Genomic DNA, 14905 nt, shown 5'->3' with positions numbered 1-14905 from the left:
CGCCCGCCCGTGATCGTCGGCATCGGGGTCGACGTCGTCGACCTCGAGCGCTTCGAGCGCTCGCTGGAGCGCACCGGTGCGCTCGCCGCCCGGCTCTTCGGCGACTCCGAGAGGGTGCTCGCCGACGGCGGCCCTCGACCGGTGCGGTCGCTCGCGGCCCGGTTCGCCGCCAAGGAGGCGCTGATCAAGGCCCTCGGCGGGTCGACCGGCGTGCGCTGGCACGACATCGTGGTCGTCTCCGACGAGAGCGGCGCCCCCTCGCTCCGCCTCACCGGGGGAGCACGGTCGCTGGCGGAGTCGCGGGGCGCCACGCGCCTCCACCTCTCGCTGAGCCACGACGGGGGTGTCGCCGTGGCCTACGTCGTGGCGGAGACCGACCCGCAGCCCCCGCAGCACGAGCCCCGCCCGCCCCAGACCGCCGAGACAGGAGCCGACGCGTGACGCAGGACATCCGGGTGACCATCGACACCGCCGCCCTGCGGCACAACGTCGCGACCCTGCGGGCCGCGGTGGCCCCGGCGCGCGTGATGGCCGTGGTGAAGGCCAACGCCTACGGGCACGGCGCGGTCGAGTGCGCCCGTGCTTTCGTCGACGCCGGCGTCGACTGGCTCGGCGTCGCCGACCTCGACGAGGCCGTCGAGCTCCGGCAGGCCGGGGTCACGGCCCCGGTGCTCGCCTGGCTGCACGCCCCCGGCGAGACGTTCGAGCGTGCCGCCGCGCACGACGTCACGCCCGCCGTCTCCGACGTCGCGCAGCTCGAGGCGGCCGCGGCGGCCGGGGTCCGGGCCGTGCACCTCTGCGTCGACACCGGCCTGAGCCGCAACGGCGCCGTGGCCGCCGAGTGGCCCGAGTTCTTCGCCCGCGCCGCGGCCCTCGCCGACCGCGTGCCGGTCGAGGGCGTGATGACCCACCTGTCGAACGCCTCGCCGGAGGAAGACGGCGCGCAGGTCGCCGCCTTCCTCTCCGCGATCGAGACGCTCGGGGGGCTGGGCCTCGAGCCGCGCCTCCGGCACGTCGCCGCCTCGGCCGCGGCCCTGCACTTCGCCGACGTGGGCCAGGGCCCCGTCGACATGGTGCGGTTCGGGCTCGCCGCCTACGGGCTCAGCCCCTTCCCCGACCGTCGCGCAGCCGATCTCGGGCTGCGCCCGGCCCTGACGATGCGCGCGCCCGTGACGAGCGTCAAGCGGGTGCCCGCGGGGGAGGGGGTCTCGTACGGCTACGTCTTCCGGCCCGAGCGCGACACGACGATCGCCGTCGTGCCGGTCGGGTACTCCGACGGCGTCGACCGCGCCGCCAGCGACCGCGCCTCCGTCACGATCGGGCAGCGCACCTACCGCGTGCGTGGCCGGATCGCGATGAACGCCCTCGTCATCGACGTCGGCGACGACCCGGTCGAGGTGGGCGACGAGGTCGTGCTGTTCGGCGACCCCGCCCTCGGGCACCAGGGCGCGGAGGACTGGGCCCGGGCCTTCGACGGCATCACCTACGAGGTCGTCGCGTCGCTGTCGGCCCGCCTCCCGAGGAGCTACGCATGACCGGCACCGCCCCCGAGACCGGCACCGCGCCCGTCGCGGCGCGCCCCGCAGCCGGGTACCTGCGCCGCGCGACGATCGACCTCGCCGCCTACCGGGCGAACCTCAGCTCGCTGATCGAGCGCATGGCCCCGGTCGAGGTGCTCGCGATCGTCAAGGCCGACGCGTACTCGCTCGGCGTCGACGTGATGGTGCCCGAGGCGCTCGCGGCGGGGATCCGCTGGTTCGGCACGGTCGAGCCCGAGCCGGCCTACCGCCTGCGCCGCGAGGGCGTCGGCGACGACGCCTCGTACTTCGCCTGGCAGCTCGGCCCCGACGAGGACTGGGACGCCGCGGTGCGGCTGCGCGTCGACCTCGGCGTCTCGACCCTCGAGCAGCTCGAGGCGTTCGCCGCCGCCGCCCGGGCCGCGGGCCCCGGCCACGAGGCCCTGGTGCACCTCACCATCGACACCGGCCTGCACCGCGAGGGCTGCCTGCCCGCCGACTGGGCGGCGTTCGTCACCCGCGCCGTCCAGCTGCGCGACGAGGGCGTCGTGCGGCTCCGGGGCTGCTTCTCGCACGTGTCGGAGACCAGCGAGGCCGACGACCACGCCGCCTCCCTCGTCTTCCGCCGTGCCCTCGACGACGCGGCCGCCCTCGGCGCGACGTTCGAGAAGCGCCACATGTCGTCGAGCTCGGCGGGCATGGAGCACCCCGAGCGCCGCTTCGACATGGTGCGCATGGGCTCGAACGGCTACGGCAACCCGGTCACCGAGGGCGTGACGGCCGCCGACCGGGGCCTCCGCCCCGTGCTGACCGTGAGCGCCTGCGTGGTCCGCGTCAAGCGTGTGCCCGCCGGCACGGGCGTCTCGTACGACTACACCTGGCGAGCGCCGCGCGACACGACCCTCGCCCTCGTGCCGATCGGCTACGCCGACGGCGTCAGCCGCCGGGCCCAGCACGGCGTCGAGGTGACCATCGCCGGTCGTCGCCACCCGATCGTCGGCCGGGTCGCGATGGACCAGTTCCTCGTCGACGTCGGCGACCACGACGTGGCGGTGGGCGACGAGGTCGTGCTCTTCGGCCCCGGCGACCGCGGCGAGCTGACCATCGGCGAGTGGGCCGACCTGACGGGCAGCGTGCCCGAGGAGGTCTCGTGCCGCATCGGCGCCCGGGTCGAGCGGGTGTACACGGGCGGTCGCGCGTGACCGACGGCACGACGCCGGGCGACGACGGGCGAGAGCTCTTCGCGGGGCCCGTCGCCGACACCGACGCGATGGAGTCGCTCGGCCGCCGCCTCGCCGGCCTCCTGGGCGCGGGCGACCTGCTGGTGCTGACGGGGCCGCTCGGCGCCGGCAAGACCACGTTGACCCGCGGGCTCGGCGAGGGTCTGCACGTGCGCGGCCAGGTCGCCAGCCCCACCTTCGTGCTCGCGCGCACGCACCCGAGCGAGTCGGGCGTGCCCCTCGTGCACGTCGACGCGTACCGCCTCGGCGGCGCCGCCGAGCTCGACGACCTCGACCTCGACTACGAGGGCTCGGTCGTCGTCGTCGAGTGGGGCGCCGGGCTGCTCGACGGGGTCGCAGACTCGTGGCTCGACGTCGTGATCGAGCGGCCGACGGGTGCCGGAGGCGCGGTGCCGGTCGTCGAGGACGCGCGGGCCGAGGAGGCGCACGCCGACGACGTGCCAGCCGACGAGGTGCCCGCCGACGACGTGCACGACGAGCCCCGCCGCGTCACGATCACCGCGCACGGCCCGCGCTGGGCCGGGGTCACGCTCCCGACGAGCTGAAGGCCTGCGCGCCGAGCACCCCGAGCAGGCGGAGCGACTCCGCCGCCGTCGTGCCGGCCCGCGGCGTGAGCACGAGCAGCACCTGGGCCTGGTTCTCGGTGAAGAGCGCCTGGCAGTCGACCTCGATCTCGCCGACCTCCGGGTGCCACAGCGTCTTGTGGTCGTCGAAGCGGGTGACGACCTCCTGCAGGCGCCAGAGCTCCGCGAACTCCGGGCTGACCCGGAGCAGGCTCTCGACGACGCGCACCGCCAGGGGGTCGGGGTCGGCCGACGCGGTCGCGACCCGCAGCTGCGCGACCTGGAGGCGGGCCTGCCGGGGCTGCTCGCGCTCCGGGTACGGGCGCCGCGCCTCCGGCCGGGCGAACCAGCGGTGGACGGCGCTGCGGTCGAGGCCCGCCCAGGCCGTGTGGTCGCCGAACAGCGAGGTCGCCAGGCGGTTCTGGGCGAGGGTCTCGCCGGCCTCGGTGATGACCAGGGCGGGGGAGTCGTCGAGCCGGTCGAGCACCCGCATCAGCCCCGGGCTGACGTGCGGCGTGTGGCGGGCCCGGCGGGGCACGGCCTGGCCGGCGAGGCGGTACAGGTGGTCGCGCTCGTCGAGGCCGAGGCGGAGCCCCCGGGCGATGGCGGCGAGCATCTGGTCGCTCGGCTGCGGGCCACGCTGCTGCTCGAGCCGCGACCAGTAGTCGGTCGACATGCCGACGAGCCCCGCGATCTCCTCCCGACGCAGCCCCGCGGTGCGCCGCCGGGCCCCGGCGGGCAGCCCCACGTCGGCGGGCTGCAGGTGCTCACGGCGGTGGCGGAGGAAGTCGGCGAGCCCGGGGCGGTCCATGCCGCCATCCTGCCGTGGTCGGCGCCCGCCAGCCAGGGAGCGCCGCTCCCCCGACCGACGCTCCCTTCCCGCGCCGGCCCCGACGGAGGAGGGTCGTCGTGGGCGCCCCGACGGCGCCCGTCACCCCGAGAACCCCCTCACCGCCCTGGAGGCACCGTGAAGACCACCGGCAACACCGTCCTGATCACCGGCGCGACCTCGGGCATCGGCCGCGGCCTGGCCGAGCGCCTGCACGCCCGCGGCGACACCGTCGTCGTCGGCGGTCGCCGCCGCGCCCTGCTCGACGAGATCGTCGCCGCGAACCCCGGCATGTCGTCGGTCGTCGTCGACGTCGCCGACCCCGCCTCGATCGCGGCCGCCGCCGAGAGCGTCACCCGCGACCACCCCGACCTCGACGTCGTCGTGACGATGGCCGGCATCATGCTGCCCGAGGACCTCCGCGACCCCGCCCACCTCGAGACCGCCGAGGCGACGGTGGTGACGAACCTCCTCGGCACGATCCGCACGACGACCGCGTTCGCCCCCTTCCTCGCCGCGAAGCCCGACGGCGTGCTCGTGACCGTCTCGTCGGGCCTCGCCAGCGTGCCGCTGCCGGCCGCGCCGACGTACTCGGCGACGAAGGCGGCCGTGCACTCGTTCACGCAGAGCGTCCGCGTGCAGTGGGCCGACACCCCGCTGCAGGTCGTCGAGCTCGTGCCGCCCGCGGTGCAGACGACGCTGATGGGCCAGTCGGACGACCCGGCCGCGATGCCGCTCGACGAGTACCTCGACGAGACGATGCGCATCCTCACCGAGCAGCCCGACGTCGAGGAGGTCCTGGTCGACCGCGTCCGCTTCCTCCGCGACGCCGAGGCGGAGGGGCGGCACGCGGACGTGCTGCGCGTGCTCAGCGCGCACTGACGCGGCTCGGGCCGCCGGGCCCGGTGCCCGGCGGTCCGACGCGCTGGCAGGCCGTCGACGTCGTCGACGGGCGGGGCCCCGGGGAGGCGCGGGCCGCCTCCCCGGGACCGCGTACGATCGGTGCGTGATCCTGGCCATCGACACCTCCGCCGGCTCGGCCGTCGCCGTGGTCGACCGTGACGGCGGCGTGCTCGCCGAGTGCGCGGTCGCCGACACCCGGCGGCACGCCGAGGTGATCGGCACCCTGATCGACGAGGCCCTCCGGGTCGCGGGCGTCGAGCCCTCCCGCCTCAGCGCGGTCGTTGCCGGCGTCGGCCCCGGGCCGTTCACCGGGCTGCGCGTCGGCATCGTCGCCGCGCGGGCCTTCGCCTTCGGCGCCGGGGTGCCCTGCCTCGCGGTCGGCAGCCACGACGCGGTCGCCTTCGAGAGGCTCTCCGCGGAGGCCGGGCGCGACGTCGCCGAGGCCGGCGGCCGCCTCGACTCGCCCCTCGTCGTCCTCACCGACGCGCGTCGCCGCGAGGTGGCCTGGAGCGCGTGGGCCGGGCTCGACGACGACGGCCTGCCCGTGCTGCTCGACGGGCCCGCGCTGGTGCGCCCGGCCGACCTCGACGACGCGACGGGCGCCTCCTCGGGGTCGCCCCGCACCGACCCCGACGCGACCGTGGTCTCGGCGGCGGCCCTCGGCATGCTCGCCGAGCGCCTGTTCGAGCACGGCCGCGCCTTCGCGGCGCCCGAGCCGCTCTACCTCCGCGAGCCCGACGTGACGCCCTCGGCGGGGCCGAAGCCGGTCGGCCGGTGAGCTGGCAGCTGCGCCGGGCCGACGTCGACGACCTCGACGCGGTCATGGCGATCGAGACGTCGGTCTTCGCCACCGACGCGTGGTCGCGGAGCGGCATGGCGCACGAGCTCGCGTCGCGCGACGGCTACTACCTCGTCGCCACTCCCGAGGCCGACGACACCGTCGTCGAGGGTTACGCCGGGCTGCTCTCGCTGCCCGGGGCCCCCGACGCCGACGTGCAGACCATCGCGGTCGTCCCCGGCGCGCGCGGCCGCGGCCTGGGGCGCACCCTGCTGACCCAGCTCGTCGCCGAGGCCCGGCGGCGCGGCGCCCGCGAGGTGTTCCTGGAGGTGCGGGCCGACAACCCGGGAGCGCAGCACCTCTACGAGACCGCCGGCTTCGAGGCCATCGCCGTCCGCCCCCGCTACTACATGCCCGACGGCGTCGACGCCGTCGTGATGCGCCTGACCGTTCCGCCGACCGAGACCCGGCCGGCCGCGACCGAGAGCGAGCCGACCCCGTGACCGCCACCACCGCCTCCCCGGCACCGTCCGCCGCGTCCGCGCCCGCGTCCGTCGACGCCGGGCCGCTCGTGCTCGGCATCGAGACCAGCTGCGACGAGACCGGCGTGGGCATCGTGCGCGGCACGACCCTGCTCGCCAACGTCATCTCGTCGTCGATGGACGAGCACGCCCGGTACGGCGGCGTCGTGCCCGAGGTCGCGGCCCGCGCCCACCTCGAGGCGATGGAGCCGGCGCTGCGCGCCGCGCTCGCCGAGGCCGACGTCACGCTCGCCGAGCTCGACGCGATCGCGGTCACGAGCGGCCCCGGGCTCGCCGGGGCCCTGATGGTCGGCGTCGGCGCGGCGAAGGCCCTCGCGCTCGCCACCGGCACGCCCCTCTACGCGGTCAACCACCTCGTGGGGCACGTCGGCGCCGACGTGCTGCGCGAGGACGGCAGCGACCTCGAGCTGCCGACGATCGCGCTGCTCGTCTCAGGGGGCCACACCTCGCTGCTGCACGTGCGCGACCTCGTCGACGACGTCGAGCTGCTCGGCGAGACCATCGACGACGCCGCGGGCGAGGCGTTCGACAAGGTCGCCCGCCTGCTCGGCCTGCCCTACCCCGGCGGGCCGCAGATCGACCGGGTGGCGGCCGAGGGCGACCCCGCCGCGATCCGGTTCCCGCGCGGGCTGACGCTGCCGAAGGACCTCGTGCGGCACCGGTACGACTTCTCGTTCTCGGGGCTGAAGACCGCGGTCGCCCGCTGGGTCGAGCGTCGTCGCGACGAGGGGCTCGAGGTGCCCGTCGCCGACGTGGCCGCGAGCTTCCGCGAGGCCGTCGCCGACGTGCTCCTCACGAAGGCGCTCGCCGCCTGCGCCGACCGGGGCGTGCCGCGGCTGCTGCTCGGCGGCGGGGTCGTGGCCAACGCCCGGGTCCGCGCGCTGGCGGCCGAGCGCTGCGCGGCGGCGGGCGTCGAGCTGCGCGTGCCCCCGCTCTCGCTCTGCACCGACAACGGGGCGATGATCGCCGCCCTGGGGGCCCAGCTGGTGGCCCGCGGCCACGCGCCCTCGCCGCTCGACTTCGGCGCCGACTCGACGCTGCCGGTCACCGTGGTGCAGGCGGTCTGAGCCGGGGGCGCTGCCGGTAGCATCGTCCGGACCAGACCACCGGCACGAGCCGGCGCACGACGAGGAGACCACGGGACATGACCGACCAGTACCCGGCCCCCCAGGGCCAGCCGCAGAAGGACAGCTACGGCACGCCCTCGGGCCAGCAGCCGCCGGCCTACGGAGCCCCCGTCGGCCAGGGCTACCGGGCCCCGACCGGGCAGGGCTACGGCCCGGCGCCCCGCAACACCCTCGCGCTGATCGCCCTCATCCTCGGCATCGCCGGGTTCTTCACGGCGATCACGAGCATCCCCGCCATCATCGTCGGGCACATCTCGCTCAGCCAGATCAAGAAGACGGGCGAGGAGGGGCGCGGCATGGCGCTCTGGGGCACCATCCTCGGCTACGTCGTGCTCGTCGGCTACATCCTGCTGGCCGTCGGCCTGGCCGTCCTCTTCGGAGCGCTCGCCACCTCGGGCCAGCTCGACTACTCGACGTACTGAGACGACGCCCACGGGCTTCATGGCTGCCTCATCGGAGGCGTCGATACGATGACGGGGTCCACGCCGACGGCGTGGGCCCCGTCGTCCGTCCGGTCCACCTGGTCCGCGGCGACACCGCACGGCACCGCACCTGATCTGCGACACCGCACCGCGACTCCACCGATGCTCCGCCGCCCGCACGCGAAAGGCTCCTGATGGCCACCGACGACACCACCCCCGAGCAGTCCGGGCGCGCACCGCAGTCCGGGCCGACGCCCGCCTCGGCACCGACGCCTCCGCCCGCACCCGCGGGCGACCAGCAGTCGCCGCCGCTGCCCCCCACCTCCTTCCCCGGCGCCGCCTCGCAGCCCGCCGCGCGCCCCGCCCACGACCCGTTCGTCGCCCCGGGGCAGACGCCGGCCCCGCAGCGGTCGCCGTTCGCGGCGCCCCAGCCGGGCTCAGCGCAGGGCGGTGCGCCGTCGGCGCCGTACGGCGCCCCGCAGCCGGCGCCGGACGGTGCCCCGGCGCAGGGTGCCCCGCAGTCCGCGCCTTACGGTGCCCCGGCGCAGGCGCAGGGTGCTCCGCAGTCGGCGCCCTACGGCGCGCCGGCGCAGGGTGCCCCGCAGTCGGCTCCCTACGGGGCCCCCGCGTCCGCGCCGTACGGTGCTCCCCAGCCGCCGCGGCCCGGCTACGCCGCGCCGTCCGGCCCGGCGGCGCCCGGCCAGCCGGGCTCGCAGCAGTACGGGCAGCAGCCGCAGCAGGGGCAGTACGGGCAGCAGCCGCCGCAGCAGGGCCCGTACGGTCAGCCGCAGCAGCCCGGCCCCTACGGCCAGCCGCAGCAGCAGTACGGCCAGCCGCAGCAGCAGTACGGCCAGCCCTACGGCGCCCCGCAGCAGCATCCCTACGGCTCGCCCTACGCCCCCTACGCCTCGGCCGGCCCCACCAAGCCGTCGAGCGTGCTCAGCCTGCTCGCGATGATCGGGTCGATCTTCGGCGCCTTCATCACGATCCTCGTCGTCACCTTCGGCGCCGGGATCATCTTCTCGATCGCGGGCGTCGTGCTCGGCCACATCGCCCAGAAGCGCGAGCCCCGCTCGCGCGGGTTCTGGCTGACCGGCCTGATCGTCGGCTACGCGGGCATCGGCCTCGCGATCGTGGTCTGGATCGGCTGGGCCACCTTCTTCAGCAGCGTCGCCGACAGCAGCTACTACGGGTACTGACCCGAGGCGGGCCGGAGGCGGTGCTCACCGCCCGGCCCGCGCCTCCTGACGACCTCGGCCGTCGCACCTCGGTGCGGCGGCCGTCGTCGTGCGGGGACCGTCGTCGTGCGGGTCAGACGCGCTCGCAGAGCAGGGCCGTGTGCCGCCCGGCGACCCGCGTCAGCACCAGCGTCGCCGAGCCCGTGCCCTGCAGCGAGAGGCGCTTGCGGAACGCGGCGGGGTCGACGTCGACCCCGCGCTTCTTGATCTCGAGGCGGCCGACGCCCCGGGCGCGCAGCTCGCGCTTGAGGGTCTTCTCGTCGAGGGGCAGGGCCTCGACCACGCGGAACACCTGGGCGAAGGGCGTCTCGACCGGCGTGTCAGAGGTGAGGTAGGCGATGTCGCGGCTCACCGTCCGGGCGCCGAGGCTCCGGGCGAGGTCGCCGATCAGGCGGGCCCGGATGACGGCGCCGTCGGGCTCGTAGAGCCACTCGCCGAGATCGCCCACCTCCACGTCGTCGGAGTCGGCGGGGGCGGTGAGCTCGGCGGTGCCGGAGGCGGTGACCACGAGGGCGGACCGCCCCACGCCGGGCCGCGCGAGCGCCCCGAACCAGACGCCGAGCTCGACGACCTCGCGGTCGACGGAGATCCACTGGCACTCCGCGTCGGCGGGCAGCAGCTCGCGGTCGATGCCGGGGCCGAGCTTGACTCCGGTCGGGCGGTGCTCGGCGTGCCCGAAGGCGACGTCGAGCGAGGGCGACCAGTCGGCCGGGTCGGCGAGGCGCTTCGTGCCGCTGTGCCCGGCCGTGCGCCGGGCCGGGTCGAGGAAGACGGCGTCGACGCCCGCGAGGTCGACGTCGGCGGCGTCGGCGTGCTCGACGCGGGCGCCCGACCAGGGGGCGAGGTTGTAGGCGGCGACGGCGGCGGTGACCTCGTCGCGCTCGACCGCGAGCACGTCGAGCTCGAGGGCCGCCAGGGCCATCGCGTCGCCCCCGATGCCGCAGCCCAGGTCGGCGACCCGCCGGGCCCCGGCGGCGCGGAACCGGCCGGCGTGCCGGGCGGCCACGGGGAGGCGCGTGGCCTGTTCGAGGCCCGCCTCCGTGAAGAGCATGCGGCTGGCGAAGTCGCCGAACTTGGCGACGGCGCGCCCCCGGAGCCGCGCCTGGCTCAGCACCGCGGCGACGAGCGCGGGGGAGTGGCCCTGCTTGCGGAGCGCCGCGACCGTGCCGACGACGTCGTCGTCGCTCCGCCGCGCCGGCAGCGAGTCGAGCAGCCGGAGCCCCTCGGGCGAGAGGATCTCGAGCAGCTCGGTGGTGTCCATGGGCTCCAGTCTCGCGCATCGGCGCCGTGCCGCTGGCACTCGTGTTGACCGAGTGCCAGCGGGCCCCTACAGTTGTTCCTGGCACTCGCACGTGGTGAGTGCCACCCCACGTTCTACGAAGTTCCGAGAAAGCAGAGGTCAACCGTGTCGGTCTCCATCAAGCCGCTCGAAGATCGCATCGTCATCCAGCAGGTCGAAGCCGAGCAGACCACGGCTTCCGGCCTCGTGATCCCCGACACCGCCAAGGAGAAGCCCCAGGAGGGCGAGGTCGTGGCGGTCGGGCCGGGTCGCATCGACGACAACGGCAACCGCGTCCCGCTCGACGTCGCCGTCGGCGACAAGGTCATCTACAGCAAGTACGGCGGAACCGAGGTCAAGTACGACGGCCAGGACTACCTCGTCCTCTCGGCCCGCGACGTGCTCGCCGTCATCGTCCGCTAGTCGGTCGACACCCTGCTCCACCCGGAGGCCCCCGCCACACGGCGGGGGCCTTCGTCGTGCCCGGGGCGCGCCTCGACGACCGGGCCGTGCGCGAGATCGGCAGGAGCGGCACGGTCGACGGCAGCACCGGGCCGGTCGGCGACGGGGGCTCGCCCTAGAGTCGTGACGTGACCGACGACCGTGCCCGCGCCTCCTCCGCCTCCGTCGAGCCCGGCGGGCCGGTCCGGGCCTCGAGCCCCGTCGAGCGAGCCGGCTCCGGCCTCGCCTACGCGGTCAGCGCCTACGGCCTGTGGGGCGTGCTGCCGATCTTCTTCCTGCTCATGTCGCCGTCCGGTCCGTTCGAGATCGTCTCGTGGCGCATCCTCTTCTCGTTGGCGTTCTGCCTGGTGCTGCTCGCCGTCACACGGGGCTTCCCGGCCTTCCTCGCGCTGCTGCGCCAGGGGCGCGTCGTCGCGCCGATGGCCCTCGCGGGCGTGCTCATCGTCGTCAACTGGACGACCTTCATCGTCGCGACGCTCGCCGGGCACGTGGTCGAGGCGGCCCTCGGCTACTTCATCAACCCGATCGTCACCGTGCTGCTCGCCGTCGTCGTGCTGCGGGAGCGCCTCCGGCCCGCCCAGTGGGCCGCCATCGGCCTCAGCGCCGTCGCGGTCGTCGTGATCGCCCTCGGCACCGGCGGCGTGCCGTGGGCGTCGCTGATCATGGCCTTCTCGTTCGGCGCCTACGGGCTCGTCAAGAAGCAGATGGGCGGACGGGTCGACGCCGTCAGCGGCCTCACCCTCGAGACCCTCGCGGTCGCGCCCGTCGCGGCCGTCGCCCTCGTCGTGATCGCCGCGACCGGCGTCGACGGCGGCGTCGTGTTCGGCTCGGTGAGCGTGCTGCACACGCTGACGGTGATCAGCTCGGGCGTCGTCACCGCGGTGCCGCTGCTGCTCTTCGCGGCCGCTGCCCGACGGCTGCCCCTCGCGACGATCGGGCTCACCCAGTACCTCGCACCGGTGCTGCAGTTCGTCGTCGGCGTCGTCCTGCTGCACGAGCAGATGCCGACCAGCCGCTGGGTCGGCTTCGCGATCGTCTGGGTCGCCCTCGTGGTGCTGACCGTCGACATGGTGTCGGCGAGCCGCCGGGCGCGACCGAGGCCCGCTGTGGCGTGACCCCCGTCGGGGGCCCGCACCGCGCCTCCTGAGGGCATGTCACGAATTGCTAACGAAACCCCTGAGTGACGACCAGAACACGCGCCGGAAACAATCGAGCCCTAGTTTCTTCTCAATCGCGAGGACCGTCTGCCTAGTGGCGGTCCGGCTGCACGCGCTTCCAGAAAGGGACCACGGATGATCCGATCCACCAAAGGGCTGAAGGCTCTGGCGCTCGCAGGAGCCGCCTCCGTCCTCCTCGCCGCTTGTTCGTCCACCTCGACGCCCAGCGACGACACCTCCTCGTCGAGCGCGTCGGCGTCGGCGAAGACCGACCCCGCTGCCGCCTGCGAGGCGCCCAGCAGCCCCAGCCAGGACGCTCTCCGCATCGGCACCATCCTGCCGAGCACGGGTACCCTCGCGTACCTCAACCCGCCCGCCGAGTCCGGCGTCGGCCTCGCCGTCGAGGACATCAACGCCGCCGGCGGCGTGCTCGGCCAGGACGTCACGATCGACCCCAGCACCGACTCGGGCGACAGCAACGACCTCACCGTCTCGAGCGCCGCAGCGACGCAGCTGATCGACGCCAAGGTGCCCGTCGCCATCGGCGCGGAGTCCTCCAGCGTCACGCTGAACGTCATCGACCAGATCACCGCGGCCTGCATCGTGCAGATCTCGCCCGCCAACACGGCGACCGACCTCAGCGGCTACTCGTCGTACTACTTCCGCACCGCGCCGCCGGACTCCGTCCAGGGCTCGGCGCTCGGCCAGCAGATCGTCGACGACGGCAACGCCAACGTCGCGTTCATCGTCTTCAACGACACCTACGGCACCGGCCTCCGCAACTCGACCCAGGCCTCGATCGAGTCCTCCGGCGGCACCGTGGTCTACGGCGCCGAGGGCGAGGGCCAGGAGTTCCCGCCCGGCCAGACCACGTTCTCGTCCGAGGTGACCGCGGCGATCGGCGCCGACCCCGACGCCATCGTCATCCTCGCCTTCGACGAGACCGCGTCGATCGTGCCCGAGCTCGTCTCGCAGGGCTGGGACATGAGCAAGGTCTACATGTCGGACGGCAACACGGCCGACTACAGCGAGGACTTCGACCCGGGCACCCTCGAGGGCGCCAAGGGCACCATCCCCGGCGCGTTCCCGTCGACCGACCTGCAGGCCCGCTTCAGCGACTTCTACCAGCGCACGGCCGGCAGCCCCCTCGCCGACTACTCGTACGCACAGGAGTCCTACGACGCCACCATCCTCGCCGCGCTCGCCGCGGTGAAGGGCGGCGGCACCGACGCCGGCACGATCCAGGCCAACATGGCCGGGGTCTCCGGCGCGACCGACGGCACGGAGTGCTCGACCTTCGAGGAGTGCGTCACCGCGCTCGACGGCGGCGGCGACATCCACTACACCGGCCCCTCCGGCATCGGCCCGTTCGACGACAAGAACGACCCGTCGTCGGCCTTCATCGGCATCTACCAGTTCGACGGCGACAACAAGCCCGTCTACCAGACGGCCGTCGAGGGCACCGCGGGCGACTAGCCCGACCGCGGCACCTGCTGCACCCTGAAGGCCCCGACGCTCCGGCGTCGGGGCCTTCTCCGTGTGCGGTGCCCGGGGTGCGGTGCAGGCGTGTGCGGCGGGCCGTGTCCTCCTGGGCGGGTGGGCGCTGACCCGCCGGGGGTGACGGGGACCCGCCGCTTCGGCCACGGTCCACCACCGAGGGCCTGCTGCGGGAGGCGCGGTGTGCGCGGGACGGACTCCGCGCCTCCTCCAGCCCCCTGCTCTCGAATTTGAGCGTGATCCGTGCTGCGGCGGTTCGGCGGCCCGCCTTCCTGCGTCGGCGCCCGACGGATCGCTCGCGTTCCACGGCAGAGCCCCGGGTGCGGCGGGTCGGTGTCCTCCGGGGCGGGCCGGCGCGGGCCCGCCGGGAGTGACGCCGACCCGCCGCACCGGCCACGATCCGCAGCGAGGGCCGCAGGGAGGCGCGGTGTGCGCGGGACCGGCACCGCGCCTCCCGCAGGCCCAGCGCCCCCCGCCGCACGAGCCTCCCGTCACACGAGCCCCCCCCACGACGCCCGAGGGCCCCCACGCCGCAGCGTGGGGGCCCTCGGGGCGCTCGGCGCCGGGCTCAGTGCGTCTCGTCGACGTCCTTCGCGAGCGTGCCGAGGTACAGCTCGATCACCTTCGGGTCGTCGGCGAGCTCGCGGCCGGTGCCCGAGTAGGCGTTGCGGCCCTGGTCGAGCACGTAGCCGCGGTCGCAGATCTGCAGGCAGCGGCGGGCGTTCTGCTCGACCATGATCACCGAGACGCCGGCCTTGTTGATGCGGCGGGTCCGGATGAAGGTCTCGTCCTGGCGCACCGGCGAGAGACCCGCCGACGGCTCGTCGAGCAGCAGCACCTTCGGGTCCATCATCAGCGCCCGAGCCATGGCGACCGACTGGCGCTCTCCGCCCGAGAGCGAGCCAGCGCGCTGGCCCCGACGGTCGCCGAGCACGGGGAAGAGGTCGTAGATGTACTCGAGCCGCTCCGCGAAGGCCTTCGGGCGGAGGAACATGCCCATCTGCAGGTTCTCCTCGATGGTCAGCGACGGGAAGACGTTGTTCGTCTGCGGCACGAAGCCGACGCCGGCCTGCACGAGCTTGTTGGCCTTGAGGTTCGTGATGTCCTCGCCGCCGAGCGTCACGCTGCCCTCGTGGATCTTCACGAGGCCGAACAGGGCCTTGAGCAGGGTCGACTTGCCGGCGCCGTTCGGGCCGATGATGCCGATCAGCTCGCCCGGGTAACAGACCAGGTCGCAGCCGTTGAGGATGTTCACCCCCGGCAGGTAGCCGGCCACGAGGCCGCTGGCGTTCATGATCGGCTCGGTGCCGGCGAACTTCTCGGTGCCGGGGTGCATCTCCGTCGTCGAGG

16 protein-coding genes are annotated in these 14905 nt (G+C 74.8%); 13 read left to right on the top strand and 3 right to left on the bottom strand.

Annotated elements, in window-relative coordinates; genetic code table 11:
• Positions 1-9 precede the first annotated feature (9 nt).
• From JOE43_RS01300 to tsaE, 4 genes are all read left to right on the top strand, one after another.
• Entirely contained in the window at positions 10-441 is a 432-nt protein-coding gene (locus JOE43_RS01300; protein ID WP_209514080.1) for a holo-ACP synthase, read from the top strand.
• Positions 438-1535, top strand: coding sequence for an alanine racemase (alr, locus tag JOE43_RS01295; RefSeq protein ID WP_209514078.1), 1098 nt, complete (start codon positions 438-440; stop codon positions 1533-1535). The genes JOE43_RS01300 and alr (JOE43_RS01295) overlap by 4 nt, the downstream gene beginning before the upstream one ends.
• Positions 1532-2719 carry an alanine racemase gene (alr, locus tag JOE43_RS01290; RefSeq protein WP_209514075.1) on the top strand — a complete coding sequence of 396 codons (1188 nt, stop codon included), beginning with the start codon at positions 1532-1534 and terminating at the stop codon, positions 2717-2719. Before alr (JOE43_RS01295) ends, alr (JOE43_RS01290) begins: the two co-directional genes overlap by 4 nt.
• A gap of 68 nt (positions 2720-2787) precedes the next feature.
• Positions 2788-3303, top strand: a complete 516-nt coding sequence (tsaE, locus tag JOE43_RS01285) for a tRNA (adenosine(37)-N6)-threonylcarbamoyltransferase complex ATPase subunit type 1 TsaE (RefSeq protein ID WP_209518951.1) — start codon at positions 2788-2790, stop codon at positions 3301-3303.
• Here the strand turns inward: tsaE and JOE43_RS01280 are convergent.
• On the bottom strand, positions 3284-4132 hold the full coding sequence (locus tag JOE43_RS01280; protein ID WP_209514073.1) for a helix-turn-helix transcriptional regulator: 849 nt from the start codon (positions 4130-4132) through the stop codon (positions 3284-3286). The genes tsaE and JOE43_RS01280 overlap by 20 nt on opposite strands.
• A 156-nt stretch (positions 4133-4288) precedes the next feature.
• Here JOE43_RS01280 and JOE43_RS01275 point away from each other — a divergent pair, with 156 nt between their 5' ends.
• The 6 genes from JOE43_RS01275 (at position 4289) to JOE43_RS01250 (ending at position 9121) form a co-directional block, all read left to right on the top strand.
• Positions 4289-5032, top strand: coding sequence for an SDR family oxidoreductase (locus JOE43_RS01275; protein WP_209514071.1), 744 nt, complete (start codon positions 4289-4291; stop codon positions 5030-5032).
• 124 nt (positions 5033-5156) lie between these two features.
• A complete protein-coding gene (tsaB, locus tag JOE43_RS01270; protein ID WP_209514069.1) occupies positions 5157-5831 on the top strand; it encodes a tRNA (adenosine(37)-N6)-threonylcarbamoyltransferase complex dimerization subunit type 1 TsaB in 675 nt (224 codons plus the stop codon).
• Positions 5828-6334: a ribosomal protein S18-alanine N-acetyltransferase gene (gene rimI, locus JOE43_RS01265; protein WP_307803187.1), complete on the top strand. Its 507-nt coding sequence runs from the start codon at positions 5828-5830 to the stop codon at positions 6332-6334. The genes tsaB and rimI overlap by 4 nt, the downstream gene beginning before the upstream one ends.
• A gap of 68 nt (positions 6335-6402) precedes the next feature.
• Complete coding sequence (gene tsaD, locus JOE43_RS01260; protein ID WP_209518949.1) at positions 6403-7440, top strand: tRNA (adenosine(37)-N6)-threonylcarbamoyltransferase complex transferase subunit TsaD; 1038 nt, start codon at positions 6403-6405, stop codon at positions 7438-7440.
• Between the two features lie 77 nt (positions 7441-7517).
• Entirely contained in the window at positions 7518-7922 is a 405-nt protein-coding gene (locus JOE43_RS01255) for a DUF4190 domain-containing protein (RefSeq protein WP_209514066.1), read from the top strand.
• A gap of 194 nt (positions 7923-8116) precedes the next feature.
• Positions 8117-9121: a DUF4190 domain-containing protein gene (locus JOE43_RS01250; protein ID WP_209514064.1), complete on the top strand. Its 1005-nt coding sequence runs from the start codon at positions 8117-8119 to the stop codon at positions 9119-9121.
• Between the two features lie 112 nt (positions 9122-9233).
• Here JOE43_RS01250 and JOE43_RS01245 read toward each other — a convergent pair whose 3' ends face one another.
• Positions 9234-10421 carry a class I SAM-dependent methyltransferase gene (locus JOE43_RS01245; RefSeq protein WP_192126639.1) on the bottom strand — a complete coding sequence of 396 codons (1188 nt, stop codon included), beginning with the start codon at positions 10419-10421 and terminating at the stop codon, positions 9234-9236.
• Between the two features lie 144 nt (positions 10422-10565).
• Here JOE43_RS01245 and groES point away from each other — a divergent pair, with 144 nt between their 5' ends.
• The 3 genes from groES to JOE43_RS01230 all read left to right on the top strand — a co-directional run bounded on the left by groES (position 10566) and on the right by JOE43_RS01230 (position 13534).
• Positions 10566-10862: a co-chaperone GroES gene (gene groES, locus JOE43_RS01240; protein WP_056057293.1), complete on the top strand. Its 297-nt coding sequence runs from the start codon at positions 10566-10568 to the stop codon at positions 10860-10862.
• Positions 10863-11029: 167 nt separating this feature from the next.
• On the top strand, positions 11030-12016 hold the full coding sequence (rarD, locus tag JOE43_RS01235) for an EamA family transporter RarD (protein WP_209514062.1): 987 nt from the start codon (positions 11030-11032) through the stop codon (positions 12014-12016).
• Between the two features lie 177 nt (positions 12017-12193).
• Entirely contained in the window at positions 12194-13534 is a 1341-nt protein-coding gene (locus tag JOE43_RS01230; protein WP_209514061.1) for an ABC transporter substrate-binding protein, read from the top strand.
• Positions 13535-14123: 589 nt separating this feature from the next.
• Here the strand turns inward: JOE43_RS01230 and JOE43_RS01225 are convergent.
• Positions 14124-14891 (bottom strand): ABC transporter ATP-binding protein, encoded by a 768-nt coding sequence (locus tag JOE43_RS01225; protein WP_374073166.1) that lies wholly within the window; start codon positions 14889-14891, stop codon positions 14124-14126.
• Positions 14892-14905 lie beyond the last annotated feature (14 nt).

The sequence above is a fragment of the Frigoribacterium sp. PvP121 genome (genome assembly GCF_017833115.1).
In the GTDB taxonomy this organism is placed as follows: Bacteria; Actinomycetota; Actinomycetes; order Actinomycetales; family Microbacteriaceae; genus Frigoribacterium; species Frigoribacterium endophyticum.
Note: the sequence above shows the minus strand (reverse complement) of the source record. Positions and strands in the feature narration are given on the sequence as shown.